The following is a 26,890-nucleotide window of genomic DNA, read 5'->3' on the forward strand; positions in this document are numbered from 1 at the left end:
TGCTAAGAAAGTAACGACAAAGCGGTGTTGGTAGTTTTTGCGATCACGTCTTCCTTACTGGTTTCCATTAAATCGGCTACCCGCTGGGCAACAAGCTCAAGGTAGGCAGGTTCATTCCTTTTGCCACGATAAGGTACCGGCGCCAGGTAAGGAGCATCCGTTTCCAGCACGATGTGGGCCAGATCAACGTGAGGCAAAACTTTGTCCAGCCCCCCGTTTTTAAAAGTTGCCACGCCCCCCACACCTATTTTAAAACCCAGCTCGATTACCTTCAGAGCTTCCTCCAGATTCCCCGTAAAACAGTGGAAAATCCCCGTGAGCGCAGGATCCGCAAATTTCTCAATGAGTGCCACTGTTTCCCAAAAAGCGTTTCGGCTATGGATATCAATCCATAAACCATGCTGCCTGGCCAGCCTGCATTGATGGAGAAAAGCCTCTTCCTGCTGCCGCCTGAAAGTTTTATCCCAAAACAGATCCATACCGATCTCACCTATGGCAATAAACGGATGAACCGAAAGCTGCTCCTCCACAATCCGCAGCTCCTGCTCAAAATCTTCCTTTACATAACAAGGATGCAGACCGATCATTGGTAAACATTTACCAGGGTACTGCCCGGCCAGATCCATCATACCACCAATGGTGGTATGGTCACAGTTGGGCATCCATATCTGCTCAATACCCGCCTGCCATGCGCGTTCCAGCATGGCGGTACGCTCTTCTGCATAGTCCTCGCTGTAAATATGTGCGTGGGTTTCTATCATTTTAAAACTGAATATTCATTATAAATCAAACTTCCTTATCGTAAACCCTCCCCTTCCAGTTCATTTTTCCTGGAAAAAAATAATTGACAAGCATGATGCTTAAACTAACAAACATATAAAACCAGAACAGGAAAACCGTCTTCCACAAATCGTGCTGCCGCAATAATAGGATAGTAGCAACAGCAATAAGCGTTACAAAGCTATAATGAAGTGCAAAAACAAGCCCGGCCTGCACCGGAAACCAGTATTGCATGACGAGTATAGACGGAAAAACAAAAGCAGCGGCGAGGATACTCATGCGCGTCAACCATGACGATTTCATGACGCCCTGCATCCAACGTCTTCGCTGTATCAACCAATCCGCAAAAGAAAGAACGGGCTCCGAAACGGAGACAATCCGGGGATTATAGGCCATTTTAAAGCCCAGTTTTCGCCGGGCTACCGCCATAAACAGCGCATAATCTTCCACAATTGAAAATCCGATGGTTTCATAGCCGCCCACAGCCTCGTAGGCCTTCCTGCTGATGGCCATATTATTTCCCAAACCAGTTACCGGAATATTAAACAGAGAAAGTAACCGTGTGATAGTCAATGTAAAAAGCCATTCGAGAGAGAGAAAATCAGCGAACAAGTTCCCCTTTCGCATTCTGGTAAGCCCCACCACTACGCCGGTATGCTCGTCAAAATGAGCCAGCATTGCATTTATCCAGGTAGGTAACACGGCAATGTCCGCATCACAAAAGAAAAAATATTCTCCCCCGGCCCGTTTGGCCAATTGGGCAAGGACATTGGCCTTCCCCCGCAAATTGCTCACCGCACTGGTAATACGGACATACCGGAAGTTCGGATTTTCCAGCATAAAGGTATTGATTATTTCTGCCGTGCGGTCCGAAGAATCATCATCCCCAATACATACTTCTATTTTGCCTGCAGGGTAATCCAGCCGGGCAAGTGATTCCAGACAACGCAGTATATTGCTTTCCTCGTTCCGGGCTGCCACCAATACACTTACCTCAATACCCTCCTTATTACCTGCCATCGATTCTTGTGATAGATCTTAATTTTTATGCATCGGAAGCGCATCAAAACGGTACCCTTTTTCCGAAAAATCAGCCAGAAACCTCGGCAGGGCATACTGCATGTTCGGCGCTGCCTTGATACTATCATGAAACAGTATGATGGAGCCCGGACGGGTATATCGTGTCGTCTTCTGCAGACATAATTCCGGACTTATCTCTTTTGAAAAATCTCCGCTCAGTACATCCCACATGACAATTTCCCTTTTACCCGGCAACAACCTTGCCTGACTCTTTTTCATTCTGCCATAAGGCGGCCTGAAAAGATTGGTTTCCAGCCCCAGCTGCCGATCGCATGCTTCGATGTTGGCAATATATTCTTTGTCGTCCGATTTCCAGCCATTCATGTGATTGAAGGTATGATTGCCAATGGAATGCCCGGCTTTCAGTACCTCACGGAAGATCTCCGGATGTTTTCTGACATTATCCCCGATACAGAAGAACGTTGCTTTGGCTTTGTATGCGGCAAGGTTTTCCAGTACAAACGCTGTGATATCGGGAATAGGACCATCGTCAAAAGTAAGATAGAGTACCTTTTCTGTTGTTGGGACATGCCAGGTATACCTCGGATATATTGCTTTCAGCCAAAAGGGAGAATAATGCAAAAACATGGAATAAGGTAATGGTAAAATGGTCAGCTAAGCTCACTCGACCCGCCAAAGATAACAAATAGCCTCCACATCAGGCTCCTGCTTATACAGGCATAAAAAAAGAGCTACCTTTTAAGATAGCCCTTGGTGATCAATATATCTTCAGAAATATCAACTTATGCGTGGGCAAAAATGGGGTTCAGCATGGAAACCGCCTTTGCTTCCAGGAATGATTCTCCCATGAGGTATTCGTCCACAGCCCTTGCCGCTTCTCTTCCCTCACTGATGGCCCATACCACCAGCGATTGGCCCCGGCGGCAGTCACCCGCAGCAAAAATCTTTTCGTTGGAGGTTGACTGGTACCCGTTTGCTTTTATATTTCCGCGGTCGTCAAATTCTACGCCCAGGTCAGTCAGCAGTCCTTCCTGCTGGGGGTGTAAAAATCCGGCTGCCAGGAAAGCCAGTTCACAAGGGATGTTACGTTCACTTTCTGGCACCTCTTTCATTTGCATACGTCCCGTTTCCGGATCTTTCTGCCAGTCCAGATCCACAATTTTTAATGCCTTCAGATTCCCGTTTTCATCGCCGATGAACTCTTTGGTATTGATGGACCAGTGTCTGTCGCAGCCCTCTTCATGAGAAGTAGAGGTACGCAACATCATGGGCCAATTGGGCCATGGTGTACTGGCATCTCTTTCTTTGGGGGGTATCGGCATCAGCTCGATCTGCGTTACGGAGCGCGCTCCGTGCCTTCCGGAAGTACCCACACAGTCGGAGCCCGTATCACCGCCTCCGATCACCACCACATTTTTATCTTTCGCAATGATCTGGCCATTAATATATTTTGCTCCCCTGTGGTCTACAACGGGTTCAATGCCGGCTACCCGTTTATTTTGCTGGCTTAAAAACTCCATTGCAAAATGAACCCCTTTAAGGTGTCTGCCCTCGATCTTTACATCCCTCGGAACGGTGGAACCCATGGTAAGCACCACTGCGTCAAAATCATTCAGCAGTTCATCTGCTTTGATATCCACGCCAACGTTTACGCCGGTACGGAACTCCACACCTTCCTGCTGCATCACCTCCAGGCGGCGATCAATTACTCTTTTATCCAGTTTAAAATCAGGGATACCGTAACGTAGAAGGCCGCCAATTTTATCTGCTCTTTCAATCAGCACCACCGTATGTCCTGCCTGGTTAAGCTGATTTGAAGCTGCCAACCCGGCAGGTCCTGACCCAACAACTGCGATTTTTTTACCGGTACGTTTCTTAGGGAGCTTAGGTTTTACAAGATTCAGTTCAAACGCCTTTTCTATGATAGATTTCTCTATGAATTCAATGGCAACCGGAGGTTTATTAATTCCCAGGACACAGGAAGCCTCACAGGGTGCGGGACAAATACGGCCCGTAAACTCAGGGAAATTATTGGTTGATGTCAGAATTTCATAAGCCAGTCCCCAGTTCTCATCATATACCGCATCGTTAAACTCAGGGATGATATTGCCCAGCGGACAACCATTGTGGCAAAATGGTATACCACAATCCATGCATCGGGCAGCCTGTTGTTTTGAGTGAGAGTCGGTTGGAGCAGCTTCTATTTCCTTGTAGTCATGAAGGCGTTCCTCTACTGGACGCTTTTTAGGTAATTCCCGTTCAAACTCTAAAAATCCGGTTGGTTTTCCCATTCTATATTATACTGATTATGTCGTTAGATAAATAAAACTGTGTTGCTGACCGAATATTACAGATGTTCCACATCCACAACAATATCCTGATACACAACATTTTTGTCTGCAATCTGCTGAGCAAGTGTGATACTGCGGCTATCCAAAGCTTTCTTGAAATCGTCAGGCAGTACTTTTACAAACTGTTTTACAGATTGTTCCCAGTTCTGGATCAGCTGGAACGCTACATTGCTGGTGGTATACTGGAAATGTCTTTCCAGAAACTCTTTCAGTATACCCTGATCTTCTTCATTCAATGCTTCCAGGGTAACCATTTCCTTATTGACCTTCTCAGCAAAATCACCCGCTTTATCCAGCACATAAGCCACACCTCCCGACATACCTGCCGCGAAATTGCGCCCGGTTTCTCCCAGGATAATTGCCAGACCGCCCGTCATGTACTCGCAGCCATGATCTCCTACCCCTTCTACCACTACCTTAGCTCCGGAGTTACGGACACAGAAACGTTCACCTGCAGTACCTCTGATATAAGCATCACCCGATGTAGCCCCGTAGAATGCCACATTACCTATGATGATATTTTCCTCTGGTTTAAACTTCGAATCCCGGTCGGGGTACACAATAAGTTCTGCTCCACAAAGACCTTTTCCAAAATAGTCATTGGCATCTCCTTCCAATTCCAGCCGCAGCCCCGAGGTATTGAAAGCCCCGAAACTTTGTCCCGCTGTTCCATTGAATTTATAATGGATAGTACCCTTAGGTAAACCTGGGCCACCGTATTTCTTGGAGATTTCGTTGGAAAGCATCGTACCCACAGCCCGGTTCAGGTTATTGATCGGGAACTCACCATATACCTCTTCCTTGTTTTCCAGAGCAGCCGCTGCACCTTTGATCAGGTCCCAGTCCAGTACCTCTGCAATACCGTGATCCTGTTCTTCCTGTTTGAACTGAGCCACCGAGATATCTCCTTCTTTATAAAGTATGGCGTCGAAATTGAGGTTCTTGTATTTCCAATGTTTGATATCATTACGCAGCTCTAGGTATTGTGCCTGGCCGACCATCTCATTCACGGTGCGGAATCCAAGCTGGGCCATAATTTCACGGAGTTCCTCTGCCATGAAAGTGAACATGTTCACCACATGCTCAGGTTTCCCTGAGAACAGTGCACGTAGTTCTTTACGCTGCGTGGCAACACCGACGGGACAAGTGTTCAGGTGGCATTTGCGCATCATGATACAGCCAGCAGCCACCAACGCCGCCGTGGCAACACCCCATTCCTCAGCACCCAGAAGGGCAGCCACAGCAAGGTCCCGGCCGGTACGCAGCTGGCCATCCGCCTGAACGGTAACTCTTCCTCTTAATTTATTCTTCACCAGGGTCTGATGCGTTTCGGCCAGTCCAAGTTCCCAGGGTAATCCGGCATGACGAATCGAACTCAACGGAGATGCGCCTGTTCCGCCATCATAACCCGAGATCAGGATATGATCAGCGTGTGCTTTGGCAACTCCGGATGCCACCGTTCCCACACCTGCTTCGGATACCAGCTTCACACTGATACGCGCCGCACGGTTTGCATTTTTCAAGTCGTAGATCAGCTGCGCTAAATCTTCGATCGAGTAAATATCGTGGTGGGGAGGCGGAGAAATTAATCCCACACCCGGTGTGGAATGACGTGTACGGCCAATCCAGTCGTCGACCTTGAAACCTGGCAACTGCCCTCCTTCGCCTGGCTTGGCACCCTGCGCCGTTTTGATCTGCAGTTCGCCCGCGTTGCTCAGGTAATGGCTTGTCACCCCGAAACGGCCCGAAGCGACTTGCTTGATCTGCGAGTTCATGCTGTCGCCATTTGGCAATTTATTGTACCGCAGTTCATCTTCACCCCCTTCTCCGGAGTTGGACTTACCACCGATGCGGTTCATTGCGATGGCCAGTGTGGTATGTGCTTCCCAGGATATCGACCCAAACGACATTGCACCTGTGGCAAAGCGCTTGAAAATATTCTCAACAGGTTCCACCTCAGAAAGAGGTATTGGATTACCTTTTTTGAATTTCAGAAGACCTCTCAATGTAAGCGCCTTATGGCTCTGATCATCAATAAGTTTGGAGAACTTCTTAAACTGTTCGTAACTGTTATTTCTGGTAGACTGTTGTAACAAATGGACAGTCTGCGGATTAAAAATATGTGCTTCTCCGCGCTGCTTCCACTGATAAAACCCTCCTACTTCCAGTTTTGGATGCTTATCAGGGGTTTCGTGGTATGCCACTTTATGGCGAACCAAAATTTCCCTCGCAATTTCAGAGATACCCATCCCGCTTATCCTGGATATTGTTCCCGTAAAATAGCGGTCAACCACATCTTTGTTCAGACCTACACATTCGAATATCTGCGCGCCCTGGTACGACTGCAAGGTAGAAATTCCCATTTTCGAGAAAATCTTCAGTAGTTCCTTGTTAACAGCTTTGATATAATTATAATGCAGTTTGTCGTCTGTAAAGCCGGGCTCGATCATCCCCTTGGAATTCATATGGCTCAACGTTTCAAACGCCATATAAGGGCATACCCCTGATGCGCCGTATCCGATCAGTGTTGCAAAATGGTGGGTTTCCCAAACGTCACCTGCTTCTACCAGCAATCCTACTTTACCCCTTAACCCTTCACGGATCAGATGGTGATGGATGGTGGCCGTAGCAAGCAGTGAAGGAATCGGCGCATGATCGGAATCAATGGCACGATCCGACAGTATCAGTATCTCAAACCCGTCTTCGATGGCATCTACGGCATAACGGCAGATACGTTCCAGCGCACGCTCCAAGGCTTTTCCGCCCTGATCGGCACGGAAGTAAGTATTTATTGTTTTAGCCTGAAAACCACTTTTATCTACAAAACGAAGTTTATCAAACTCATGAACCGTCAGCACCGGATGCGGCAGAGATATCTGGCGGCAATGAAGCGGTGTTTCGGTCAGAATGTTTTCAGTTGCTCCTACAAAAGAGATCAGCGACATAATCGCCCGCTCCCGGATCGAGTCGATCGGCGGGTTGGTTACCTGTGCAAAAAGCTGCTTGAAATAACTCGACATGTGCTGGCTTTGCTCTGATAGGACCGCCAGCGGAACATCCGTTCCCATCGACCCGATGGCCTCCGCTCCCGACTGGGACATCGGAGCCAGTATCATGCGCAGGTCTTCGGAAGTATATCCAAAAGCAACCTGACGTTTCAATAATGCATTTTCCTCGTAGGGCCGGTAAGTACGGATCGGCGCTTCAAGTTCCTCGAGCTGAAGTTTATTTTCTTCAATCCATTGCTGGTAAGGCTGTGCGGAACATACCGCTGCTTTCACTTCCTCATCCGGGATAATCCGCCCCTGCTCCATATCTACAATAAACATACGCCCAGGCTGGAGACGCCCCTTCGTTACAACACGGGACTGATCCACTTCCAGCACACCCGCTTCGGAGGCCATGATGATGGTATCATCATCCAGTACCCAATAGCGCGAAGGGCGCAATCCGTTCCGGTCCAGCGTAGCTCCCACCATTTTTCCATCCGTAAAGGAAATGGAAGCCGGGCCATCCCATGGCTCCATAATAGCGGCATGGTATTCGTAGAATGCTTTCCGGGCCGGGTCCATCTGCTCATTTCCGTCCCAGGCTTCCGGCACCAGCATCATCATGACATGCGGAAGCGAACGTCCGGACAAATGAAGCAGTTCAATGGCATTATCCAAATTTGCAGAATCCGACTGGTTTCTATCGCAGATGGGCAGGATCATATCCATTTCTTCCTTTGTAAAAAACTCGGAAGAAAAAGTTTTTTCACCGGCCCGTATCCAGTTCACGTTGCCCTTCACAGTGTTAATCTCACCGTTGTGCGCAATGTATCTGAACGGCTGGGCAAGTTCCCACGATGGGAATGTATTGGTTGAGAAACGGGAGTGAACTACCGCCAGGGCAGATACGACCGACTCATTTTCAAGGTCAGGGAAATAATATTTTAGCTGGGCAGTTGTAAGCTGGCCTTTATAAGAGATGGTACGGCAAGATAACGACGAGTAATAAAATGCTTTCTTCGCCCCTTTTACCGTATCAGATATCAACCTTGCAGAAGCCTGGCGCAGGATATACAGCCTGCGTTCAAAAGCGAGATCATCGGTAATGTCGTCCGGACGTTTAATAAATACCTGCTCAACAAATGGCTCCACCGAGAGAGATCCTTCACCCAATGTGTTATTAAGCGTGGGTACTTTACGATATCCCAGCAACTGCAGGCCTAGGCGCTTGATTTTACGGTTCAGAATATCACGGCACTCTTCACGCATCTCTTCCTTACCAGGAAAGAATATCATCCCAACGCCATATTCTCCCGCAGGAGGAAGCTGAAATCCTAATTTCAGACATTCATCCACAAAGTATTCGTGGGGAATTTGAATCAATATACCTGCGCCATCTCCCGTATTAGGGTCAAAACCGGTAGCTCCCCTGTGTTCCATACGTTCCAACATGTGTATGGCATCAGCCACAATCTGGTGTGACTTACGGCCTTTAATGTTAGCACGGAAACCTATCCCACATGCATCGTGCTCAAATTCAGGACGATACAGCCCTTGATTTTCTACCATTGGTTCAGACATTTGCGACATATATCGAAGATTGTAGAGTAATTAACAAATTCGTATATAGAATTTATATAAATAAGCAATTAAAATAACTGGCCTTACCGGGTTTACATTCAGAATTGGGTAAAGTCACGCAATTTAACCATAAAAAATATTTGGCCGAATAGGGAAATGGCAAAATTTTATTTCAAAAACACGAATTGGTTAATTTGTTACAATTTTTCTGAAAATATTGATAATCTGTCAATAAAACCCGGAATGACGATGAAAAAATCATAAATGTCCTCCGCCCCACCTACACTTCCTTTTTCAGAGGATCTTCTTGATTTGGATAATATACTAGAAAAAAAACAAAAAAGGAACTTCCTTTTGAGAAGTTCCTTTTTTGTCAGAGCGTTTTGTGCGATCAGGCATTGACCGCTTTATGCGCATCCCTGTACCCTTTTATAAGGTTATGTGACTCCATTAGCTCTGCCTTCTGATCGGTTATCAGCTGGCGCACATTTGCCGGAATTTCAGCGTCCGATGCCAGCGCATCTGCATAAGCGTCTTGCGCTGCGTCTTCACCATATTCACAACTTTCCAGTACGGACTGCCTGTCATGGCCTGTGAACGTTGCCTTGATATCCATCCATACCCGATATATTTTACCCGATCCGGTGGTACCTGTAGCTATTTCCCCGCCCAAAGCCGCTACCTCCGTGCTAAGCTCTGACACATTGCCACGACTTTCATTTGCCATTTTCTGGAATATTGCTTTCAGGTCCACATCAATGTCTTCCACTTCGTCCATTGCTTTCTCGTAACCATCGATACGGTCATTATTGATACGTATCAGATCATTCAATACCTCGACTAATTTGCTATTCGTTTCCATAATGTTGATTTTTTAATTTGTGATAAACTTGCAGCAGTAGTCTAAAAACCTGTGCCATTCAGTCCAGATGTGCCCTGATGTACTCCTGTGCCTGTTTTCAGAACCAAACACTGCTGACTATGCACCATCAAATGGGAAACTTATTCAACCGTTTAGTGTCAATCCTTCCTTACGCCTAAGCCGGACGAGCCAGCAACAACTTAAGCAACTGCTCACTGGGAGTCAATTGTGCTGATGGCCCTACCTCTTTGTGAAGGAATCGCTGGATTTTGTGATGTTCGTAGGCTCTAATCACGGCCGGGTGAATATAGTATTTCTTGCAAACGGCACGTGTATTACCCAGATGCCCCGCCACAGTATCATAACAGCTATTGATGATACGGGTAAACTGACGCTGGTTTTCAAATTTTTGCTGTGTTCCCAGAAACTCAAAGGCCGTCAGGGTACCCATCCAGGTTCTGAAATCTTTTGCAGAATAATTCCCACCGGTATGTTTCCGTATATACGCATTCACCTGGCTGGCGTTAAGGGCACATTTTCCGCCGTTTTCATTTACATATTTAAAAAGTCTTTTGCCGGGCATATCCTTGAATTGCTTCACAAGACGGGCCAGACGCGCATCCCGTAAGACAATATCCTGCTTAATTCCCTTTTTTCCTTTAAAAAGAAAACGTATGGTACTTCCTCTTACCGTGGCATGCCTGGCATCCAGGGTTGTCATACCAGCCGAACCGTGCTTCACCCTGTACCTTTCGTTTCCTACCCTGATACAGGTTTTATCCATCAGCCTGATCACCAGCGCCGTTACCTTTTCCAACGTCGGCTCATGACGGCGGAGGTCGTGCTCCACCTGCTCCCGCAACGCTGGCAACACTTCCGAAAACGCCAGAAGCCTGTAATACTTAGCCTGGTTCCTGATCAGGTTCCAGTGCGGATGGTACCGGTATTGCTTGCGTCCGTCCGCGTCAATACCAGTGGCCTGAAGGTGTGCTTCCGGATCCTGGCTGATCCACACGCTTTGCCAGGCCGGTGGCAACACCAGCGATTTAATCCGCCTGATCTGAGCTTTGTCAGCGCAGCGTTGGCCGTTGTCATCCACATAATAAAAACGAGGATGCCTGCCCTTACGAAAATATCCGGGCGCGTTGGCGGATTGAATGTAATGAAGTCCCGCTGCGGCGGCTGTTTTGGCGGGATCGTTCCGTAGTTTTTTTATTTGTCCCGAAGGAATCAGAAAAGGCACCGTTGAACCTGATGCAACCTGCTGTGCTGTCATGCTGATGAATTTTAATAAGTACGGAATTATCCTATCCAAACTGATACCAGGGTAAAATACAAATGCCGGTGAGTGGTTAAAAATCAATGATTCAACATTTTACCAGACAAAAATGAGAGCAGATATCATTGTCAGTCAATCATGCAATGCCCGGAGAAACCCGAATTGCGGAAGTATGTACTCACAATTGTGGAACAGGAAATCAGATAGTCCGGCGAAAGACAGCATACCGTGGAAATAAGGAATGTTGCTGATACTGCTATATAATGCAGCATTAACCGCAGCATCAATTAGGGTGGATAGCCCCAATGACAGTGGCACGCATTTTTTAACCGATCCGTTATCCAAATCACAAAAAAATGTAAATCGTTATGAAAAAGATCACATTAAGTTCATTTATATTGGCCAGTGCCTTGCTTTTTTCTGCCTGTAACAATTCCCAAAAAGAAGACTCAAAAGAATTAGCCGAAGAGCAGAACGAGCAAAAATTTGATGATACCAATCTGGAGGATGATACCGAATTTGCGGTAGCTGCCGCAGAGGGAAGTATGCTGGAAGTTAAGCTTGGAGAGCTTGCGCAAACCAACGGTGCGGCACAATCTGTGAAGGATTTTGGTAAAACCATGGTGGCTGATCATTCCAAGGCCAACGAGGAACTGTCAGCGCTTGCCAAGCAAAAGAACATTACCTTACCCATGAGTCTCAGTGATGAAAAACAAAAAGATTTTGACAAACTGGCTGAGAAAAAAGGCAAGGATTTTGACAAAGACTATGCTGCCTTTATGGTAGATGATCATGAAAAGGATGTTCGGGAATTTGAGAAAACTGCGAAAGACGCCAAGGATCCTGATATAAAAGCGTGGGCTGGCGGCAAAGTATCGACGCTGCAGCATCACCTGGAAATGGCGAAAACCGTGAAGGACGGACTGAAATAAAATGCCGCTTACGGCTTCCATGAGTAGCCTATGATTCGTTCAGGCAATGATCGGAGCCGGAATCCTGACCAGGGTTTTCCGGCTCCGATCCTATTTTATCAGGGTTCGGATGATTCGCTCACGCCTTCATAGTCTTCATCATCATAATCATCATCCCCCGCACCGAATTCATTTTCAAGGTTATGCATAAAAACAGCGTCTATTGCTTCCTCTTTGGTGGGAAGGATGTTCAGATCGGGAATTTTTAATGCCTCCAGCGTATCAATAAAATCATCGTCACGGGTTACCACCACCAATAATCCCAGGTCATTTGCGCAAAGGCGATTTACCTTTTTCAATACCGTAGTGCCGCCTGCGTCAATTGACTTCGTAACCTGCATATTCACTATGAGGCTGTGATAACCTTCACGAAAAAGAGACCGGGCAGTTTCTTCAAAAGAGGCAGGGACTTCTTTCGCAAATGCCGCCTCTTCCAAATCAATGTATGCGAATTGTTCCTTTTTTTCGATTTTGTAATCCATCGTTATTCTGTTTTATCAGGAATAATTGTTTAAATCTGTTTCTTGGCCGGGTCCAGATCACAGTGTTGCCAGAATAGCTTTTTCTATTCGTTCCACCGGATTGTCCAGTTTGTTTTTTTGGAATTTGTTACCTGTTACTTTTTCGAACAGCTCGATGTAACGGTCCGAAATTTCCTGTACTTTCTCATCGGTCATTTCAGGAACCTGCTGACCATCCCTTCCCTGAAAACCGTTCTGTATCAGCCATTCGCGTACAAACTCCTTAGAAAGCTGTTTCTGTGATCTCCCGAGTGCCTGGTTTTCGGCATAAATATCCTGGTAAAAATAGCGCGAGGAATCCGGCGTATGGATTTCGTCTATCAGATAAATCACCCCGTCGCGTTTCCCGAACTCGTACTTTGTATCTACCAGTATAAGCCCCTGATCCGCGGCCATTTCGGTACCTCTTGCAAACAGTGCCAGGCTATATCTTTCCAAATGCTCATAATCCTCTTCGCCAACGAGGCCATTGGCCAATATGGCTTCACGGGATATATCCTCATCATGTCCTTCATGCGCTTTGGTAGTGGGGGTTATGATGGGACTCGGAAGTTTATCATTTTCCCTTAGTCCGTCGGGTAAAGCCACGCCACATAGCATTCGTTTCCCTGCGGAATATTCCCGCCATGCATGGCCTGCAAGGTATCCGCGAACAACCATTTCCACCGCAAAAGCATCACACTTAACACCAATACTTACATTAGGATCTGGTACTTCTTCCAGCCAGTTGGGGACAATATCCCGTGTGGCATTCAGGAAATGGGCGGCGATCTGGTTAAGTACCTGTCCTTTATATGGAATTGCGCGGGGCAGTATTACATCAAAAGCTGAAATGCGGTCGGTGGCGATCATGACCAATTTTTTTTCAAAGGAATATACATCACGCACTTTTCCCTTGTAAAAACCGGTCTGACCGGGAAATTCAAATTTCGTTGCTGCTATACTTTTCATTGATTATTTTTAATTACCATTCAATTTTTTTGCTGGACTTTTGCTTTTCCGCATACTGTCTTCTGCGGAGCTGGTAGATGTACTGGGCCTCATTTGTTTTCATGGCATCCAGTATGGCACGGGCCTGATCCTCCGTCATATTCATCGTTTTAAGGCTGTTCAGAAATTCTTCCTTCCTTGAATCCTTTACAATTTCCTGGTTTTGCTGCTCAGCCACTGCCGATTCCTCCACTTTATTCTTCACTTGTTTTTCAACCGATTGGGGTACAGGACCTTCATCGTTACCGGAATAATGGCTTTTTAAAAAAATATAATTAGCCCTGGCAACGTTGTTCCCGGTTTCCAGCCGGAGCGATTCCTTAAACGATTCCAATGCGGCCGCCGAATCCCCTTTGTTCATTTGAATGAGCCCCACCTGGTTATTGGCAATGGATGAAATGGTCCTGTCCTGCGCATGCGCCAGGAGCGTATAATGTTTTAATGCCTGCTCCAGCTGTCCATTATAAAAATAGGAATGTGCCAGATTTAACCTGGCGGCCGGGTCCGAAAAAATAGATCCGTATGTAATTTGCTGATAAAGAATGGCGGATTTCTTGAACTGCTTATTTTTAAATGCCCGCTCTGCAATAACCTTTCGCTCGTTTGTTTTGGTAATGGAGTCAAAAGTGCGGTTATCCCACACCCATAACATTACGTAAAGAATCAGAGCTGTCATTCCTTTTTTGACTTTTGCCCTACAAAAATAAGAATAGATCGTTACAACCGGAACGTTCCTATCGTAATTAAAACATCCATGAGTACTAAAACCAGGGCAGCTCCCAGAAAATAGTAGTACTTGTTGCTGTCCACCATCACGGTTCTGGCATTGATAAATGATCCTCTGGCACTGGTGATTTCGGCAATTAAAGGATCCATATCGTTACGGGTATTACTGAGTTCGTAGTATCCGCCTTTTGCGTTCAGTGAAAATCCAGAAAGAAAGTCTTCGTTCAGTTTTGTAATCACAAGCTTGCCTCTTTCATCTTTCAGCAGTCCGTTTTTACTTCGGATACTGGTACCTGCTTTGGTCCCTACCCCAACGGTATAAACACCTATACCGTATCGCCTCAAATTGTTAAACAAAGCCCCGGCGCAGTCCTTAGAATTTTCTCCGTCGGTAAAAAGAACCATCATTTTTGACCGCCCGTCTGGTTCGTCCCCATTGATCAGCCGGTTAAATGCCAGCTCAGCCGCACGGCACAAATTGGTACCACTGCCAGGAATCAGGTCCGTTTGCAAAGACTGGATAAATAATCCGAGAGCGTCGGCATCGTATGTAAGGGGGACCTGCACATAAGCATCATTGGAAAATACGATAATTCCAATGCGGTTGGCCTTCTGGTTTTCCACAAAACGGCTCAGCTCAAATTTTACCTTTTCCAGCCGCGAAGGAATCACATCGGCTGCATTCATGGACATCGAAAGGTCAACCACGAGATAGATATCTTTTCCTTGCGCTTTTATTTCCTGATCTGCTTCACCAAACGACGGCCCCAGCAGGCTAATCATCAAAAGTGCAAATGTTACCATCCGCAGAAATAATTTTATGATCAGGGTTCTGGCAGTGGTTTTAAGCTGGCGTGCTACCCTTACTGTGCGTATGATGTAGGCGATATAGAGGCAAATAAAAAAAAATATGAAAAAATATTCAGTCGTTCCAAGCGGGTAATTCCAGTTCATAATGAACGTATTGTGTAATTTGATATCCCCAAAAATAGGCATTAAACGATTCTGACAAAGATTTTTTTTGTGGATTAACTTGCTTTTCTGATTTACAACCCCCTATATTTGCAACCCAGAACGGAAAGAAGGAGGGATGGGTGAGTGGCTGAAACCAGTAGTTTGCTAAACTGCCGTACTCGCAAGGGTACCGCGGGTTCGAATCCCGCTTCCTCTACATCTGCTTCTGAACAGGTTAAAATGTCAAAATTCGGATGTTTGACCACACATAATTCGGGGAGTGGCGCAGCCCGGTAGCGCATCTGGTTTGGGACCAGAGGGTCGCAGGTTCGAATCCTGTCTCCCCGACAATCACAGTAGGCAGTAGGCCGTATGCAGATTTTGACTGCGAACTGCTCACTGCCTACTTTTTTTTAACCGGTCCCGTAGCTCACCGTGCGACGGCCGGCAGCATAGAGCAACTGCCTTCTAAGCAATAGGTCTTTGCTTAAAATAGAATAACGGTCCCGTAGCTCAGCTGGATAGAGCAACTGCCTTCTAAGCAGTAGGTCTTTGGTTCGAATCCAAACGGGATCACTTGAAAATCAAGGACTTGACTTAACCGTCAAGTCTTTTTTTATTATAGGTACATACGGACTTGAGCGCACGGATCAAGCCAAATTCTGGATCAAGCCAAATTCTTGGGGGGAAGGAAATAGGGATTTCAGGCATATAGTTTGGATAGTCTGAACAGGAAGAATGAAATGTCCCTAACACCTCGCGATGTGGATCTAAATGCTTTGATTTTAGCGTTGAACGACTCCGCTGCGGCGTTGGTACTTCTATTGTTAAAGAAATTCAGGATGCCCAAATAATGCGTTTGAATAGACCTGGCAACCGTTTTGAAGGAATTTATCCCACAGTCCTCCACCTTGTTATACCACAATGCCAGCTTTTTAAAGGCCACTTCCTTTGAGCTGCAAGTCCTGAATATGATTCCCAAATTCAGCGATAAGTCATACGCTTCCTTAATAACCGGGTATTGAGCAAACAGTAATCTGGAACGAGTAAGTTGAGTGCTTGTCCACTTATCGTAGTGTTTAAATAGCAGATATCTACTTCTTGCTAACAATTGTTTAACTGTATCTCCGTTTTCAAGAACTTCAGGATCAAAGCTTATGCCCGCCTCCTTTGCAGCAATAATCGCCTCATTTTCTTTATCCAGGGCTTCCCATCGGTACTTGATCCTGATTTCCTGTACCGCTTCATAAGCTAGTTTCTGTACGTGAAATCGATCAATAACTCGGTGAGCTTTAACGAAACAACGCTTCACGATAAGGTTCATGTTGGCCGCCATATCCAGAGTTACCTCGCGAACTTTGTCCCGACACCGCTTAGGTATCTTTTTTAAAACCTGGATAACAGTATCTGCCTGGGTGCCTTTTATCATCGCAACAAGGGACCCTTTTCTGCCCTTGGTTGCTTTATTTGTCACGATGGTATAAAGTTCTCCATTAGAAAGCGCAGTTTCGTCAATACTTAGATGCACGCCGGTGTTTTCTGAATACAACATCCAATCTTGGGCGTGTTCCTTTTGATCCCATTGCTGGTAATCACTGATGTGGTCTTTATACTGTTGTTGTAACTGTTTACCGTCCAGATGAAAGTATTTGCCAAGCTGGGAACAACTGACAGGGTTATTATCAATACAGTCCTTTTAAAAAATCAGCGAACTCTCGAGTCATTCGAGTCCCCTGTTGTACAATATTCCAATCCCTGGTGATAATCTCGTCGGTCTCTCTGACTTCCCAGCGCCGACGCTTGATACAAAGCGTAACCTTTTGATTACGAATAGGAAAGTCCTGAATGTATATTTCGGGTAGAAAGCCTTTGGATTCTAATTTTTTGTCTTCGTATTCGGCAGGAGGAAGGTTTTTCTCCTCAAGATAGATATTCAGGCCAGTGAGACCTTCAACAATTTTGGAAAGTTCGAAATATTCTAAAATACCTTCTGGCAATAGGAAACGGACTAGGGCTAAATAGGACTCTTGCAATGTGTTTAATATTGATTCATTGCAAAGCAACTACTTTTTTTATCGCCCCCCAACTTTTCGGATTGATCCGAGCGCACCGGCGAAATTTTAGTTTTTCCATTCCCGGCTTCTTCAGAAAGTTCAATACTTTTCTTGTCCAGACATTTTTTTTACAAAATAATTTCCCCTAATTTGTATCCATTCAATGTCGCTTGGTATATCCGAAAGACGCCAGCAGATCCCTGATTTTTTATGGACGAGTTTCATCCCGCTCTTCGAAAAATCAGACTTGGCACACGGCTCAGACCGCTTTCGAAAACCCGAGCGGCATTGTTTTTTCTGGCTGTTTTCCCTAACCTCATAGAACCCAATTATTGAGCATATCCATCATGTTTAAGGATAAGGTCGTGTTTATTACCGGAGCGGCAAGTGGTATTGGTCTGGCCCTTGGACAGGAGTTTGCAAAACAGGGAGCCCAGGTCATTATCACCGACCTGAATACCGAAAAAGTAATTGCGGCTGCCGCGTCGCTCAAAGAAAACGGCTGGAACGTAACCGGCCTTGGATGCGATGTGACACGGGAAGAAGCCATTTTATCTGCACTGAACAAGGTCGTCGACATTTTCGGACGGATTGACATTCTGATCAACAATGCCGGGATGCAGTATATCTCTACTGTTGAAGAATTCCCGACCGCTCAGTTTGAACTAATGATCAGAATCATGCTCACGGCTCCATTTATAGCCACAAAGCATGTGTTTCCCATCATGAAAAAACAGCACTGCGGACGCATTATCAACATGGCTTCCATCAATGGCCTGGTTGGTTTTGCGGGAAAAGCGGCCTATAATAGCGCCAAGCATGGAGTGATCGGGCTCACAAAAGTAACTGCACTGGAAGGTGCGGCCTTTGGAATAACAGTAAACGCAGTTTGTCCGGGTTACGTGGATACACCACTTGTCCAAAATCAGCTCGAATCGCTGGCTCAAACCAGAAACATACCGCTGGAAAAGGTAATGGAAGAAGTGATCTATCCGCTCGTCCCCCAGAAAAGGCTTTTGGCTGTACAGGAAATCTCTGATTACGTTTTATTTCTGGCAAGCGAAAAGGCAGGCGGAATCACTGGCCAAGCGGTTGTTATTGATGGTGGGTACACAGCCCAGTGATATTAAGGCCGCTTTAAGCTCCTGCCCGTCTGCCAGGCCTCTTCTTTTCGGTCAAACCTGGCCCTAAACAGGACCACCACGCCCTGGGCTCCCTCTGTATCCGACAGGATATCTAAAAAATTCCCTCGTTTCGGTGACTTCCCGGGCAAAAGATAGTCTTAGCACAAAGGTTACATCACACTATCCGCCTGAAATGATGAAAAACGAAGATTCTCTTTGGAAGTCGAGGCTGCAAATAACATTCACCAACTTTTTACATTCCTACTATCCGTCTCTGGCCGAGACCATTGACTTCAGGAAAAAATTTGAATGGCTGGACCAAGAGCTGGAACAGGTTTCGCTCGCTGACAACGGACCTTCCGTTCCACCCCAGGTTAACAAACTGGTGAAAGTGTTTAATGAAAACGGAGAAGAACAGTGGATACTCATCCATCTGGCATTGCAGGGCAGTGATGACAAGGATGTGGCGGAACGGCTGTTTACCTACTATTACCGGATTTTTACAACCTATCACAAACCCATAACCGTTTTCACCCTATCCCCGGACGACAATCCTTCTGCCCGGCTGCATGAAAATCCGGCTCTTTCTGTTTTTAATACTTTAAAGCTTTGTAATCAGTACAAAGAGCATCTGCTGAAAATAGATAACCCCGTGGCTATGCTGGTAGCTGCATTTCAGGCCTTACCGGAAAACGGCGTTCGTAAGAGCATCTCCCCTGCCCCCCCAAATGGATTGGTTTTGCATAAGATTCAACAAAAAGTAAATCTGATGATTAATGTCGGTCGTGCATTTTCGGTGAGGTATACCAACCCGTTTTAAGAAACTGTTATTCAGCAGTATAATAAAAATATTAAAAATTATAAACAAATGACTAGGTTTTAATCTCAGATCCGTTACTTTTGCACCACGTTTTCACCATAACGATGGCAAAAATGAAACGGTTTGGTAGTTCAGCTGGTTAGAATACATGCCTGTCACGCATGGGGTCGCGGGTTCGAGTCCCGTCCAGACCGCAGATTACATTTTCAAAATGCTTAAAACCCTGTTTAATTTATTTAAACAGGGTTTTTCTTTTGGGATAGACTACCAAAATATTCAAAAATGCCCAAAATTAAAGTGCGTCTTTTGTAAGACAAAAAAGACGCACTGAAAAGCATACAATTATCTGACATACAATATCTTAATAAGATTTACATCTTGTTTCGCTAAGGCGGAGTTCGACCTTTGTTTAACTCTAAATGTTTGTGATTATGTTGAAAAAAGTTTCGGACTGCTCTTCTTCTTGAAACAGCCCAAATCCTCCTATGTTTACAAAACTAATTGATTATCAGGATAAAAGTCAGATTTCTGCTATAAAGTGATAAAAGGGTGAGAGCAGATACAAACCTCAATAACTCATGAAGTATATTGTTTTCTAGAAATTGCCTCATCCTTTTTATCTTTTCGAGTCTGAACAGAATGTAAGGAGTTGAGCATCGCTCATTATCCAGAATATCCAGCCCGGAGACAACTATGTTAACGTTTTCTTCTATTTTATTTGGAACAAAACTGGTCGAAGAGGGCGTGCTGTTAATAATGTAATTTGATAGCTGCAAATAGCAAGCTCATAAGAAATCAAATAGAATTTGCGTTGAAAATGTGGATCAATAAATATTAGTCAGCTAAATCAATCAATCGTATGTACAAAGTGGTACAGATATTTGTAAGGAGATGCTTATTGTTTTTGGGTTGGTTTATCGTCTTTTTAGAGCGTGTTTGGGAATTGAGAAGAATAGAGATCGTACCATCTTTGCAGTGACCAAACGTTAAAGAGTTGATTAAACAGTATATTAGACTGACCGATCTCCAATGGGGTGCAATATCGGTATTTTTGGATACAAAACGTAAGCGGAAATTGAATCTGCGGGATGTTATAGATGCGATTTTCTACATTTTAAGAACAGGTTGTCAGTGGCGAAACTTACCCGATAGCTATCCTCCCTGGCAGGCCATATTTTGGTATTTTTCCAAATGGAAAAAGTCAAATATTTTCGCAGAAATTAATATTGCCCTCAATAAGCTCGATAGAAAAAACAATGGCAGAGATGAAAATCCTGCTATATTTAGCGCTGATAGCCAATCAGTTAAATTGGCTCCAATGATTTGGGAGAACCGTGGATTGGACGCCCACAAAAAAGTAAATGGGAGAAAAAGACAATTTCTCGTTGACAGTGGTGGAAGGCTTTGGTTTGCCAAAGTACATGCTGCAAACATACATGACGGTGCAGCTGCATTAGGATTTATGCCAGACATTATTTGCCAAAACGAGCGCTTGGTTAAAATTTATGGTGACCAGGCGTATGCAGGAGTTTTCGCAGACGAGATTGAAAAACATAAGATCAAATTTGAAAAAGCTGCTAAGCCCGAATCAACGAAAGGCTTTATTCCGGTTGCCAAAAGATGGGTAGTCGAGAGAACTATTGCTTGGTCTAATTTCTTTAGAAGAATTGTCAAGGATTATGAGTATACCGTCACATCCAGTGTAGGATGGCTGTATTTAGCGAATATTCAAATCATGTTACAACGAATTTACTCAACAGACAAAATATAATTCCCAAACACGCTCTTAGTAGCCTCTTGCAAAGAAGATCCATATGTAATTACATGCAAAGATGGCCTTGTAGAATATCAGGAGATAAACAATGTAGAGCTAGCTTATTTTATAAATGTTAAAGATGATGATAAGTTCATTCAGCGGATTATTCAGTCGCAATCTGAACTAGAACAATCCATTGATTTTTCTAGGGTAGACACTAAGATTGATTTCAAAAAGAAGACATTGCTTGCTGGTTGCGTATACTCCCTTCAGCTAGCAAATTTGATTCGACAGGAAGTCAGTAGTGATTGTAATAGTGAAGAGATAACTTATAGGATTATATTAAAATATCATCAATATCTTCCCGATGCAGGGTACACAAAGTTCTTTGCTATCATTCCAAAGATTTCCGACAAAACAAGAGTCAGGTTTATTATCGATTTTGAAAAATAATACTAAATCCGATTTAAATTGACGTGTTTCTTATATACGGAAAACATGTAAGTGAAATTACATTGTCGATAGATTTTGAAATTATTTCAACGATTTTCTCAATTCTAATTTGCGCCAGTTCCAAGGTTTCGAACACTTTACTCTTTAAATGCCTGCGGACTTTTTTGAAGAATCGCTCAATTGGATTTAGCTCAGGGCAAGCAGGTGGTAATTTTTTAAATACTAATTTGTCTTCGTTAAAAAGTTCTTCCTTATGTGCTTTTGCGCCATCGGCAATAAACAATGATTTTTGCCCAATGCTCTCTTCAACTTTTTGAATAAACCACCCAAAGGATGTACTGTCGAGCTTAGGGAGAAAAGTCGCAAAGCCTTCGCCAGTAAATGGGCATATTGTTAAGTACAGGTACGTATTTTCATAACCTATCTTAACCGGTGCTATAGGTCTATGACCCATAGGAGCCCATTTCCTACTTAATTCTGTTCGCGTACCAGCCCTGAGTTCATCACGGTGCGTCGGTGCGATGAAAAAAGATCGCGTGATCTGCAAAACCAGAACGCATTTCACAAATTTTTTCGCTTCGGCGATCCGATTAAAGTCATCTACATTTCCAGGCTTTTGGCGTACATTAACAGGGCGACCTGTTTTTGCCTTTATTTTCAATCGTTTACATAAGTCACTAACCCCGCTGATACTGTACTTTACACCTAAATTCCCAGCCAGATAAGCTTGAATATCCGCTAATGTCTGTGCTTGATCTGAAAGTAAAAAAGATCGTAGCTGACTAATCTGAACGCTACCGCTTCGGCGGTCCGATTAACTTACCCCACCAACGTTCAGAATAAGTAAACAGCAGGCTGCTAATTCCGCCTTTTACGTAACTGCTCCACAATCTCTGTGACTGCCGCTCGCCCAGGCCGATGGATGCACCGGCAGCGGATTGACTCCGAAAATTACCTGTTTTTAACATGCGTATAAATCGGATGCGATCACGGCGCATTGCATTTGCGAACACACAGCGGCAGATATTGCTACGGCAAAACTCCATTGCAGACTTTTTCAGATAGTAAGGCAATTGCCAAAAGCAAAAACGTCAATGATCTTTTTGACAAAAGTGATAACTTTAAATTGCCTGGTAAAGCGGAAACGAGCTCCGCTGGAGAGCAACTCGCCAGGAATAACCAGGTCGACGGAAATGAAAAAGGGGCTGAGAATTTCCCGGCCCCTTCTCAAATTCATTTTTTGAGTAATTCCTGAAAAAACTCAACTGTCAGATCTAGTGTTGGCTATTACAATTGATCGGACGAGTTTGGCTTATTTTCAGGCTCCTGAGGGACTTTTCCGCGAGGCTTTTTGCCGCTTTCGCCTTCCTTTCGCTTTAGGGCTTTTATTTTTTCATCGTAAGTTTCCTTTTCGATCTTATAGCGTCCAGTTGCCCAAGCTTCAACAACCGTCTTGGCTAGTTTGATTTTCTTCAAGCGCTCTTCCCGCCGTTTCAACTCAGCAAGAACATCAATTTTCTCTGGCTTCTCTTTCTGGTCAGTGCTGGAGGCAATAGCAAGCAGTTTGCCTATTTCCGACTATAGTTGTTGCTCTAAACGCTTTATATATTCATAGCTCATTTACCCTCGCGGCGAACCGCTTATGCTTGCTGGCATTGGCTTGTATTTTCGTGCCATCTAGTTTTTATCTTTTTTTTACGACGACCAGGCACCTCACTCAGATTTTTTTTCTAGAACTTGACGGCCAAGATCTGTCCAAATTTCATCCAACGTCTGCTCGTATTCGTAAAAAGTTTTCTTGTCTTTAAGGTTCTGCAGCTCCTCAAATCTCTGGATTGCTAAGGCTAAATATTCTCCTTGGTCACGACTGATGGATATTTGATAGAAAAACTCTAAGTTAGGATATCAAAACGACAATCTGTAATGCACCACACATAACCACGAGCGCCGAACTTTCGCCTGCTAATTCTATTAATTAATCCATTTGCCATTTAAAACTATTGAGGTGTGATTTGACCCCTCGCAACTTCGATGGCATTCGCTATACTATCCCAAAGAATTATCCTCTGTTTTAAGGCAATAGCAACTGCGTGTGATGCTTCTTGCCACTTAACTTCATCGTTACCACAAAGTGAGGTAGTCATATCATAGGCAAGGTGAGAATGGTGATCGCCATCAACTTCAATATGTCTTTCCAGGTAGTACTTGAATATCCCAATGCTTTCCGGGGTTTGTTGATGTAATTCCTTCACAAACGAGATGAACATTCCAGGTATCAGATCTTCACGACCGAACGTGAACACGGCCGCTTGTATATACTGCTTGTCGTCTTCTATTAAAGAGAAAGTGTGGTTAACAAAATCAATAACACTATTTGGAATACCGGATAGTTCGAGTGATTCTTCCACTGATTTTCCGGATGCAATGAATTCAATAAACTGCTCAATACTTTTGGTTTCACTTCCTGCCTGCTTCATAGACTTGAGGTAAAGTTCAAAATGGCTGCACCTATTTCCATCCAAATCTACATCACTTTCCTCGCCGGTTACAATTTCATTGATTAGGAATCGTGTCTCTGGATTGCCCACCGGCAACCATGGAGTAGTAACACATGTGAGCTTAATTTGTAACGCCTTAAGTAGGGACATAAAATCCCAGACGGCGAAAACGTGATACTCCATGAAAATCCGTAAGTCCTCCAAACTTTTGATTTCGCTATATAGACGGTGATTGACTAGTTGGTTTGTAAGTGAAGCGTTCACTTCTTGAAGTATTTGAATCTGTTTCATTTAACGATGCGAATGTTGAAGTCGATCGCAAAATTAATGCCGCAAAGTGGTAATACAATATAGTAGTAGGAAAGTCGCCATGAGTAACAGGCCTTATTATCATATAGGGATAATACAAAATTCTTGCGGATGCTTTTTTATCTTTTATCTTATTGGACTTGCCAGTGTAAACGATAAGATAATTGTAAAGCAGGTAATTTTGAAAATGTATGCATGTCAATCGAGTAGCTCAATAAATTTGTTATATAAAGTGGTATTTTCAAGCTAGGAATAATGATGTTTCAACATCCGTCCAGTCCGCAAGGTACTTTAGCAAAGAAATTTGTTAAAAATTAGTACCGGATTTATTGAGAAGCGCCAATCGTGTAGTTCTTGTTAGGAACAGACAGTAAGTATCTGAATTAAAAGTAGATACATATTACAATTTGTTCCCGTCCAGACCGCAAAAAACAAAAAAGCACTGGTAATCAGTGCTTTTTTGCATTACAGTAAAATAAGCAATCACTACTTGGGTATTCCGCCAAGGACACCAAATTAACCTGCACTTCAGCATCCCCCGCCCCTTGGTATGGCATAGATGGCATTGCCAGAAACAAATAAATTGAATACCTTATCTTCAATAGAAGGAAGTAACAGTTGCCAGGTTTTTCCCTTGTCAGAAGATCTGTAAATTCCTGCCGGGTGACCACAGAACATATAACCACCAACCTCTTTAATGGAGGCGATGTAGAGACTTGCGGGAAGGCCGGCATCAACAGGCTGCCATGTTTTACCGCCGTCGTATGATGTCCGTACTCTCCTGGTCTCCGTCTCCGTATTGCAAGTGATAGCGGCAAATCCACCTTTGATACATTCAACTGTGATGCCAACACCGCCCTCGCTAATCACCAATTCCCAGCTTTCACCGTCATCAGTCGATCTTATTATACCCTCCTGACTAGTCGCCAGGAGTACACCTTTCGACTCTACAAATTTCAATCCCCAACCTCCGGTATGGAAATGTTTCCAGGTTTCTCCACCGTCGATGGATTTGGAGAGACTGGAGTTGGAGCCGATGAAAACGGCGCCGCCGACAGTTTCAAAAACAGTGCGTACCCCTTTTCCTGGAAAATTCGTGTATACAGGTGACCATAGACTAGCCCCGTTTATTCTTTGTAAAAACTGTCCGCTGGAATTGTATGCCAATATCCCGGTCTTGCCAGGCACAATGCTGCTATGCTCGTCAGGGAAAACCTCCCGTTTCCAAAAAGGAGCGGTAGCATTTGGTTTACTTTGATATATCTCGTTTCCGGTACGCAGAAAGGCCCCATGATCATTGGCAAGGAAACCATCTCTGGGAATGTCATCTCCCTGCAAACTTTCAGGTAATCCCTCGCTAATGTCCTGCCATGTCTGCCCGCCATCCACTGACTTAAAAATGATGTTTGCAGCTACTGCCTTATCTCCTTTTTGTGCTTGTTCACCATCCGGAAGTGAGGATGACTGCGGAAATTCCAAAGCCTGATCAAAGGCAAAGGAGAAGGGAAAAAAGAGTAAAAAAGAGAGGTGATGGATTTTCATGAATAAAATGGGTTTGGTGAAATGATAGAATGAAATTGTTTTTAACTTCACATATCAAATGTAGGCACCCGTGTTGCTGCTCTTTGTAAATCAATTGTAAAAAGAAATGTAAATGCGTGTAAATTCTGCTGTTACCGGCATTTTCACAAAACGGTGGGTGGTGCGCTCCGGCATTACCGCGATGATACTTACTATTTTTTTTATCACCTCGTCATTCACAGCACATACCAGCCGCGACTCAAGGGCGAAACAAGTGAACCTCATGATCCGCCAAACGGGCCATAGGCTACTGCTTCAGGCAGGCGACTCAACCTCGCGTGTATTACCTGTTACCGAAATTAAAGAAGGCACGTTTCTGCTGAGGTTCGAAAAGGAATTCGTTTTTAACCATGACTCACTCATGGTGCTGTCACGGAGCCTGCTTCCCAAAACACAGTTTCCTTCCGGTTACACCGTTACGGTACAAGATTGCCTCAAAGGCGGCATCGTCTATGGTTTCCAGGTAAATAATACCTCTCCGGACGTCCTAGCTTGCAGTGGCAGAAGGCAACCGGCAGGTTGTTATACCATCGAATTTTACTTCCCGGATTTTTATGCGAACGTAAAACAGGAGAAAGCTGACAACGACCAGCTGACTGCATCCGTCAAAGTGGGTACTCAGGTTGTTGGCCCCAAAGCTAAAGAATTCAAAACGGCCACCTTCGGCGAAGGAACAGAGGAACTCAAATCCGTTAAAACCGATCCGAGGGGAATCAATCCTGGACTTGAAGAATCGGTCACGACAGCCTTTGACTATCCATTAATCTATGTGGTTTACAGCGGCATTCTTATACTGCTGGTTATGACCTTGTTCATTGGGCATTTTGGTAAATATGTTAAAAAGGGGCCGGGGCAGAATCAGAATTACGCTTTAAGGAAAGAGCCCGTCCCGGAATTGACTGCACTCGGAAGTTTCTTATTTAACGTAAAAGGGCAGCGTTTGCTTTTAGGAAGCGAGGTGATTAGTCTCACAGACAAAGAATGTAAGGTTCTGGAATTACTTCACAAAAATTTCGGGGAACTGATCCCCCGCGAAACGCTCCTCCAGGAAGTCTGGATCAACGAAGGAGTTTTCACTGGTCGCAGCCTGGACATGTTTGTATCCAAACTTCGAAAGAAATTAAGCCCAGATCCTGAGCTGAGAATAACCAATGTTCATGGGAAGGGTTATAAGCTGGAGATACCGGAACGACAGATTATTTGAAATAAAAAGTTTGCGAGTATTCTTTTTATTTCAAATACACAAATT

At 44.5% G+C, this 26,890-nt stretch carries 23 protein-coding genes and 4 tRNA genes; 10 read left to right on the top strand and 17 right to left on the bottom strand.

Annotation, left to right across the window (positions count from 1 at the left end):
• Window positions 1-2: 2 nt before the first annotated feature.
• The 7 genes from KOE27_RS29350 to KOE27_RS29380 all read right to left on the bottom strand — a co-directional run bounded on the left by KOE27_RS29350 (window position 3) and on the right by KOE27_RS29380 (window position 10,881).
• The gene (locus KOE27_RS29350) at window positions 3-761 is read right to left on the bottom strand and encodes a TatD family hydrolase (protein ID WP_215242390.1); all 759 of its coding nucleotides are present in this window, start codon (window positions 759-761) and stop codon (window positions 3-5) included.
• Window positions 762-786: 25 nt separating this feature from the next.
• Window positions 787-1,800 (bottom strand): glycosyltransferase, encoded by a 1,014-nt coding sequence (locus tag KOE27_RS29355; RefSeq protein WP_215242391.1) that lies wholly within the window; start codon window positions 1,798-1,800, stop codon window positions 787-789.
• Window positions 1,801-1,818: 18 nt separating this feature from the next.
• Window positions 1,819-2,448, bottom strand: a complete 630-nt coding sequence (locus KOE27_RS29360; RefSeq protein ID WP_215242392.1) for a polysaccharide deacetylase family protein — start codon at window positions 2,446-2,448, stop codon at window positions 1,819-1,821.
• A 155-nt stretch (window positions 2,449-2,603) separates the two neighbouring features.
• Window positions 2,604-4,112 carry a glutamate synthase subunit beta gene (locus tag KOE27_RS29365; protein WP_215242393.1) on the bottom strand — a complete coding sequence of 503 codons (1,509 nt, stop codon included), beginning with the start codon at window positions 4,110-4,112 and terminating at the stop codon, window positions 2,604-2,606.
• 56 nt (window positions 4,113-4,168) lie between these two features.
• Window positions 4,169-8,752, bottom strand: a complete 4,584-nt coding sequence (gltB, locus tag KOE27_RS29370; protein ID WP_215242394.1) for a glutamate synthase large subunit — start codon at window positions 8,750-8,752, stop codon at window positions 4,169-4,171.
• Window positions 8,753-9,134: 382 nt separating this feature from the next.
• Window positions 9,135-9,605, bottom strand: coding sequence for a ferritin-like domain-containing protein (locus tag KOE27_RS29375; protein WP_215242395.1), 471 nt, complete (start codon window positions 9,603-9,605; stop codon window positions 9,135-9,137).
• 175 nt (window positions 9,606-9,780) lie between these two features.
• On the bottom strand, window positions 9,781-10,881 hold the full coding sequence (locus KOE27_RS29380; protein WP_215242396.1) for a DNA topoisomerase IB: 1,101 nt from the start codon (window positions 10,879-10,881) through the stop codon (window positions 9,781-9,783).
• A 371-nt stretch (window positions 10,882-11,252) separates the two neighbouring features.
• On the opposite strand from KOE27_RS29380, the gene KOE27_RS29385 reads away from it, so the two are divergent.
• Entirely contained in the window at window positions 11,253-11,816 is a 564-nt protein-coding gene (locus KOE27_RS29385) for a DUF4142 domain-containing protein (protein ID WP_215242397.1), read from the top strand.
• A 98-nt stretch (window positions 11,817-11,914) separates the two neighbouring features.
• Here the strand turns inward: KOE27_RS29385 and KOE27_RS29390 are convergent, their stop codons facing one another.
• Genes KOE27_RS29390 through KOE27_RS29405 form a run of 4 tightly spaced genes read right to left on the bottom strand, consistent with a single transcriptional unit; the run spans window position 11,915 to window position 15,046 of the window.
• The gene (locus tag KOE27_RS29390) at window positions 11,915-12,337 is read right to left on the bottom strand and encodes an anti-anti-sigma factor (protein ID WP_215242398.1); all 423 of its coding nucleotides are present in this window, start codon (window positions 12,335-12,337) and stop codon (window positions 11,915-11,917) included.
• Window positions 12,338-12,394: 57 nt separating this feature from the next.
• Window positions 12,395-13,327, bottom strand: a complete 933-nt coding sequence (locus tag KOE27_RS29395) for a phosphoribosylaminoimidazolesuccinocarboxamide synthase (protein WP_215242399.1) — start codon at window positions 13,325-13,327, stop codon at window positions 12,395-12,397.
• A 13-nt stretch (window positions 13,328-13,340) separates the two neighbouring features.
• Complete coding sequence (locus KOE27_RS29400; RefSeq protein WP_215242400.1) at window positions 13,341-14,042, bottom strand: tetratricopeptide repeat protein; 702 nt, start codon at window positions 14,040-14,042, stop codon at window positions 13,341-13,343.
• 41 nt (window positions 14,043-14,083) lie between these two features.
• Window positions 14,084-15,046: a vWA domain-containing protein gene (locus KOE27_RS29405; RefSeq protein ID WP_215242401.1), complete on the bottom strand. Its 963-nt coding sequence runs from the start codon at window positions 15,044-15,046 to the stop codon at window positions 14,084-14,086.
• A 130-nt stretch (window positions 15,047-15,176) separates the two neighbouring features.
• Between KOE27_RS29405 and KOE27_RS29410 the strand changes: the two genes are divergently transcribed.
• The 3 genes from KOE27_RS29410 (at window position 15,177) to KOE27_RS29420 (ending at window position 15,622) form a co-directional block, all read left to right on the top strand.
• Window positions 15,177-15,263, top strand: a tRNA-Ser gene (locus KOE27_RS29410).
• 57 nt (window positions 15,264-15,320) lie between these two features.
• Window positions 15,321-15,394, top strand: a tRNA-Pro gene (locus tag KOE27_RS29415).
• Between the two features lie 154 nt (window positions 15,395-15,548).
• A tRNA-Arg gene (locus KOE27_RS29420) sits at window positions 15,549-15,622 on the top strand.
• Between the two features lie 127 nt (window positions 15,623-15,749).
• Here the strand turns inward: KOE27_RS29420 and KOE27_RS29425 are convergent.
• On the bottom strand, window positions 15,750-16,733 hold the full coding sequence (locus KOE27_RS29425; RefSeq protein WP_456305218.1) for an ISAon1 family transposase: 984 nt from the start codon (window positions 16,731-16,733) through the stop codon (window positions 15,750-15,752).
• Complete coding sequence (locus KOE27_RS29430; RefSeq protein ID WP_229253059.1) at window positions 16,729-17,079, bottom strand: ISAon1 family transposase N-terminal region protein; 351 nt, start codon at window positions 17,077-17,079, stop codon at window positions 16,729-16,731. The genes KOE27_RS29425 and KOE27_RS29430 overlap by 5 nt, the downstream gene beginning before the upstream one ends.
• Before the next feature lie 368 nt (window positions 17,080-17,447).
• Here KOE27_RS29430 and KOE27_RS29435 point away from each other — a divergent pair, with 368 nt between their 5' ends.
• From KOE27_RS29435 to KOE27_RS29450, 4 genes are all read left to right on the top strand, one after another.
• Window positions 17,448-18,224, top strand: a complete 777-nt coding sequence (locus KOE27_RS29435; protein ID WP_215242402.1) for a 3-hydroxybutyrate dehydrogenase — start codon at window positions 17,448-17,450, stop codon at window positions 18,222-18,224.
• 193 nt (window positions 18,225-18,417) lie between these two features.
• On the top strand, window positions 18,418-19,044 hold the full coding sequence (locus KOE27_RS29440; protein ID WP_215242403.1) for an RpnC/YadD family protein: 627 nt from the start codon (window positions 18,418-18,420) through the stop codon (window positions 19,042-19,044).
• A gap of 120 nt (window positions 19,045-19,164) precedes the next feature.
• Window positions 19,165-19,238: transfer RNA gene (locus tag KOE27_RS29445), tRNA-Asp, on the top strand.
• A gap of 800 nt (window positions 19,239-20,038) precedes the next feature.
• Complete coding sequence (locus KOE27_RS29450; protein WP_215236961.1) at window positions 20,039-20,815, top strand: IS5 family transposase; 777 nt, start codon at window positions 20,039-20,041, stop codon at window positions 20,813-20,815.
• Window positions 20,816-21,266: 451 nt separating this feature from the next.
• Here the strand turns inward: KOE27_RS29450 and KOE27_RS29455 are convergent, their stop codons facing one another.
• Window positions 21,267-22,040: an IS630 family transposase gene (locus KOE27_RS29455; protein WP_215242484.1), complete on the bottom strand. Its 774-nt coding sequence runs from the start codon at window positions 22,038-22,040 to the stop codon at window positions 21,267-21,269.
• Window positions 22,041-22,298: 258 nt separating this feature from the next.
• Here KOE27_RS29455 and KOE27_RS29460 point away from each other — a divergent pair, with 258 nt between their 5' ends.
• Window positions 22,299-22,508 carry a hypothetical protein gene (locus KOE27_RS29460; protein ID WP_215242404.1) on the top strand — a complete coding sequence of 70 codons (210 nt, stop codon included), beginning with the start codon at window positions 22,299-22,301 and terminating at the stop codon, window positions 22,506-22,508.
• 32 nt (window positions 22,509-22,540) lie between these two features.
• On the opposite strand, the gene KOE27_RS29465 is transcribed toward KOE27_RS29460, so the two are convergent.
• From KOE27_RS29465 to KOE27_RS29475, 3 genes are all read right to left on the bottom strand, one after another.
• The gene (locus KOE27_RS29465; protein WP_215242405.1) at window positions 22,541-22,729 is read right to left on the bottom strand and encodes a hypothetical protein; all 189 of its coding nucleotides are present in this window, start codon (window positions 22,727-22,729) and stop codon (window positions 22,541-22,543) included.
• Window positions 22,730-23,250: 521 nt separating this feature from the next.
• Window positions 23,251-24,042 carry a DUF3050 domain-containing protein gene (locus KOE27_RS29470; RefSeq protein WP_215242406.1) on the bottom strand — a complete coding sequence of 264 codons (792 nt, stop codon included), beginning with the start codon at window positions 24,040-24,042 and terminating at the stop codon, window positions 23,251-23,253.
• A gap of 546 nt (window positions 24,043-24,588) precedes the next feature.
• On the bottom strand, window positions 24,589-25,602 hold the full coding sequence (locus tag KOE27_RS29475) for a sialidase family protein (RefSeq protein ID WP_215242407.1): 1,014 nt from the start codon (window positions 25,600-25,602) through the stop codon (window positions 24,589-24,591).
• 112 nt (window positions 25,603-25,714) lie between these two features.
• On the opposite strand from KOE27_RS29475, the gene KOE27_RS29480 reads away from it, so the two are divergent.
• The gene (locus KOE27_RS29480) at window positions 25,715-26,845 is read left to right on the top strand and encodes a winged helix-turn-helix domain-containing protein (protein WP_215242408.1); all 1,131 of its coding nucleotides are present in this window, start codon (window positions 25,715-25,717) and stop codon (window positions 26,843-26,845) included.
• The last annotated feature ends 45 nt before the right edge of the window (window positions 26,846-26,890 follow it).

It is taken from the genome of Dyadobacter sp. CECT 9275, assembly GCF_907164905.1.
Lineage (GTDB): Bacteria > Bacteroidota > Bacteroidia > Cytophagales > Spirosomataceae > Dyadobacter > Dyadobacter helix.

What these genes read in the sequence shown, in the direction of transcription:
- KOE27_RS29350 (WP_215242390.1), bottom strand. Translation starts at nt 761, where the DNA reads ATGATAGAAACCCACGCACATATTTACAGCGAGGACTATGCAGAAGAG.
- KOE27_RS29355 (WP_215242391.1), bottom strand. Translation starts at nt 1,800, where the DNA reads ATGGCAGGTAATAAGGAGGGTATTGAGGTAAGTGTATTGGTGGCAGCC.
- KOE27_RS29360 (WP_215242392.1), bottom strand. Translation starts at nt 2,448, where the DNA reads ATGTTTTTGCATTATTCTCCCTTTTGGCTGAAAGCAATATATCCGAGG.
- KOE27_RS29365 (WP_215242393.1), bottom strand. Translation starts at nt 4,112, where the DNA reads ATGGGAAAACCAACCGGATTTTTAGAGTTTGAACGGGAATTACCTAAA.
- gltB (WP_215242394.1), bottom strand. Translation starts at nt 8,752, where the DNA reads ATGTCGCAAATGTCTGAACCAATGGTAGAAAATCAAGGGCTGTATCGT.
- KOE27_RS29375 (WP_215242395.1), bottom strand. Translation starts at nt 9,605, where the DNA reads ATGGAAACGAATAGCAAATTAGTCGAGGTATTGAATGATCTGATACGT.
- KOE27_RS29380 (WP_215242396.1), bottom strand. Translation starts at nt 10,881, where the DNA reads ATGACAGCACAGCAGGTTGCATCAGGTTCAACGGTGCCTTTTCTGATT.
- KOE27_RS29385 (WP_215242397.1), top strand. Translation starts at nt 11,253, where the DNA reads ATGAAAAAGATCACATTAAGTTCATTTATATTGGCCAGTGCCTTGCTT.
- KOE27_RS29390 (WP_215242398.1), bottom strand. Translation starts at nt 12,337, where the DNA reads ATGGATTACAAAATCGAAAAAAAGGAACAATTCGCATACATTGATTTG.
- KOE27_RS29395 (WP_215242399.1), bottom strand. Translation starts at nt 13,327, where the DNA reads ATGAAAAGTATAGCAGCAACGAAATTTGAATTTCCCGGTCAGACCGGT.
- KOE27_RS29400 (WP_215242400.1), bottom strand. Translation starts at nt 14,042, where the DNA reads ATGACAGCTCTGATTCTTTACGTAATGTTATGGGTGTGGGATAACCGC.
- KOE27_RS29405 (WP_215242401.1), bottom strand. Translation starts at nt 15,046, where the DNA reads ATGAACTGGAATTACCCGCTTGGAACGACTGAATATTTTTTCATATTT.
- KOE27_RS29435 (WP_215242402.1), top strand. Translation starts at nt 17,448, where the DNA reads ATGTTTAAGGATAAGGTCGTGTTTATTACCGGAGCGGCAAGTGGTATT.
- KOE27_RS29440 (WP_215242403.1), top strand. Translation starts at nt 18,418, where the DNA reads ATGATGAAAAACGAAGATTCTCTTTGGAAGTCGAGGCTGCAAATAACA.
- KOE27_RS29470 (WP_215242406.1), bottom strand. Translation starts at nt 24,042, where the DNA reads ATGAAACAGATTCAAATACTTCAAGAAGTGAACGCTTCACTTACAAAC.
- KOE27_RS29475 (WP_215242407.1), bottom strand. Translation starts at nt 25,602, where the DNA reads ATGAAAATCCATCACCTCTCTTTTTTACTCTTTTTTCCCTTCTCCTTT.
- KOE27_RS29480 (WP_215242408.1), top strand. Translation starts at nt 25,715, where the DNA reads ATGCGTGTAAATTCTGCTGTTACCGGCATTTTCACAAAACGGTGGGTG.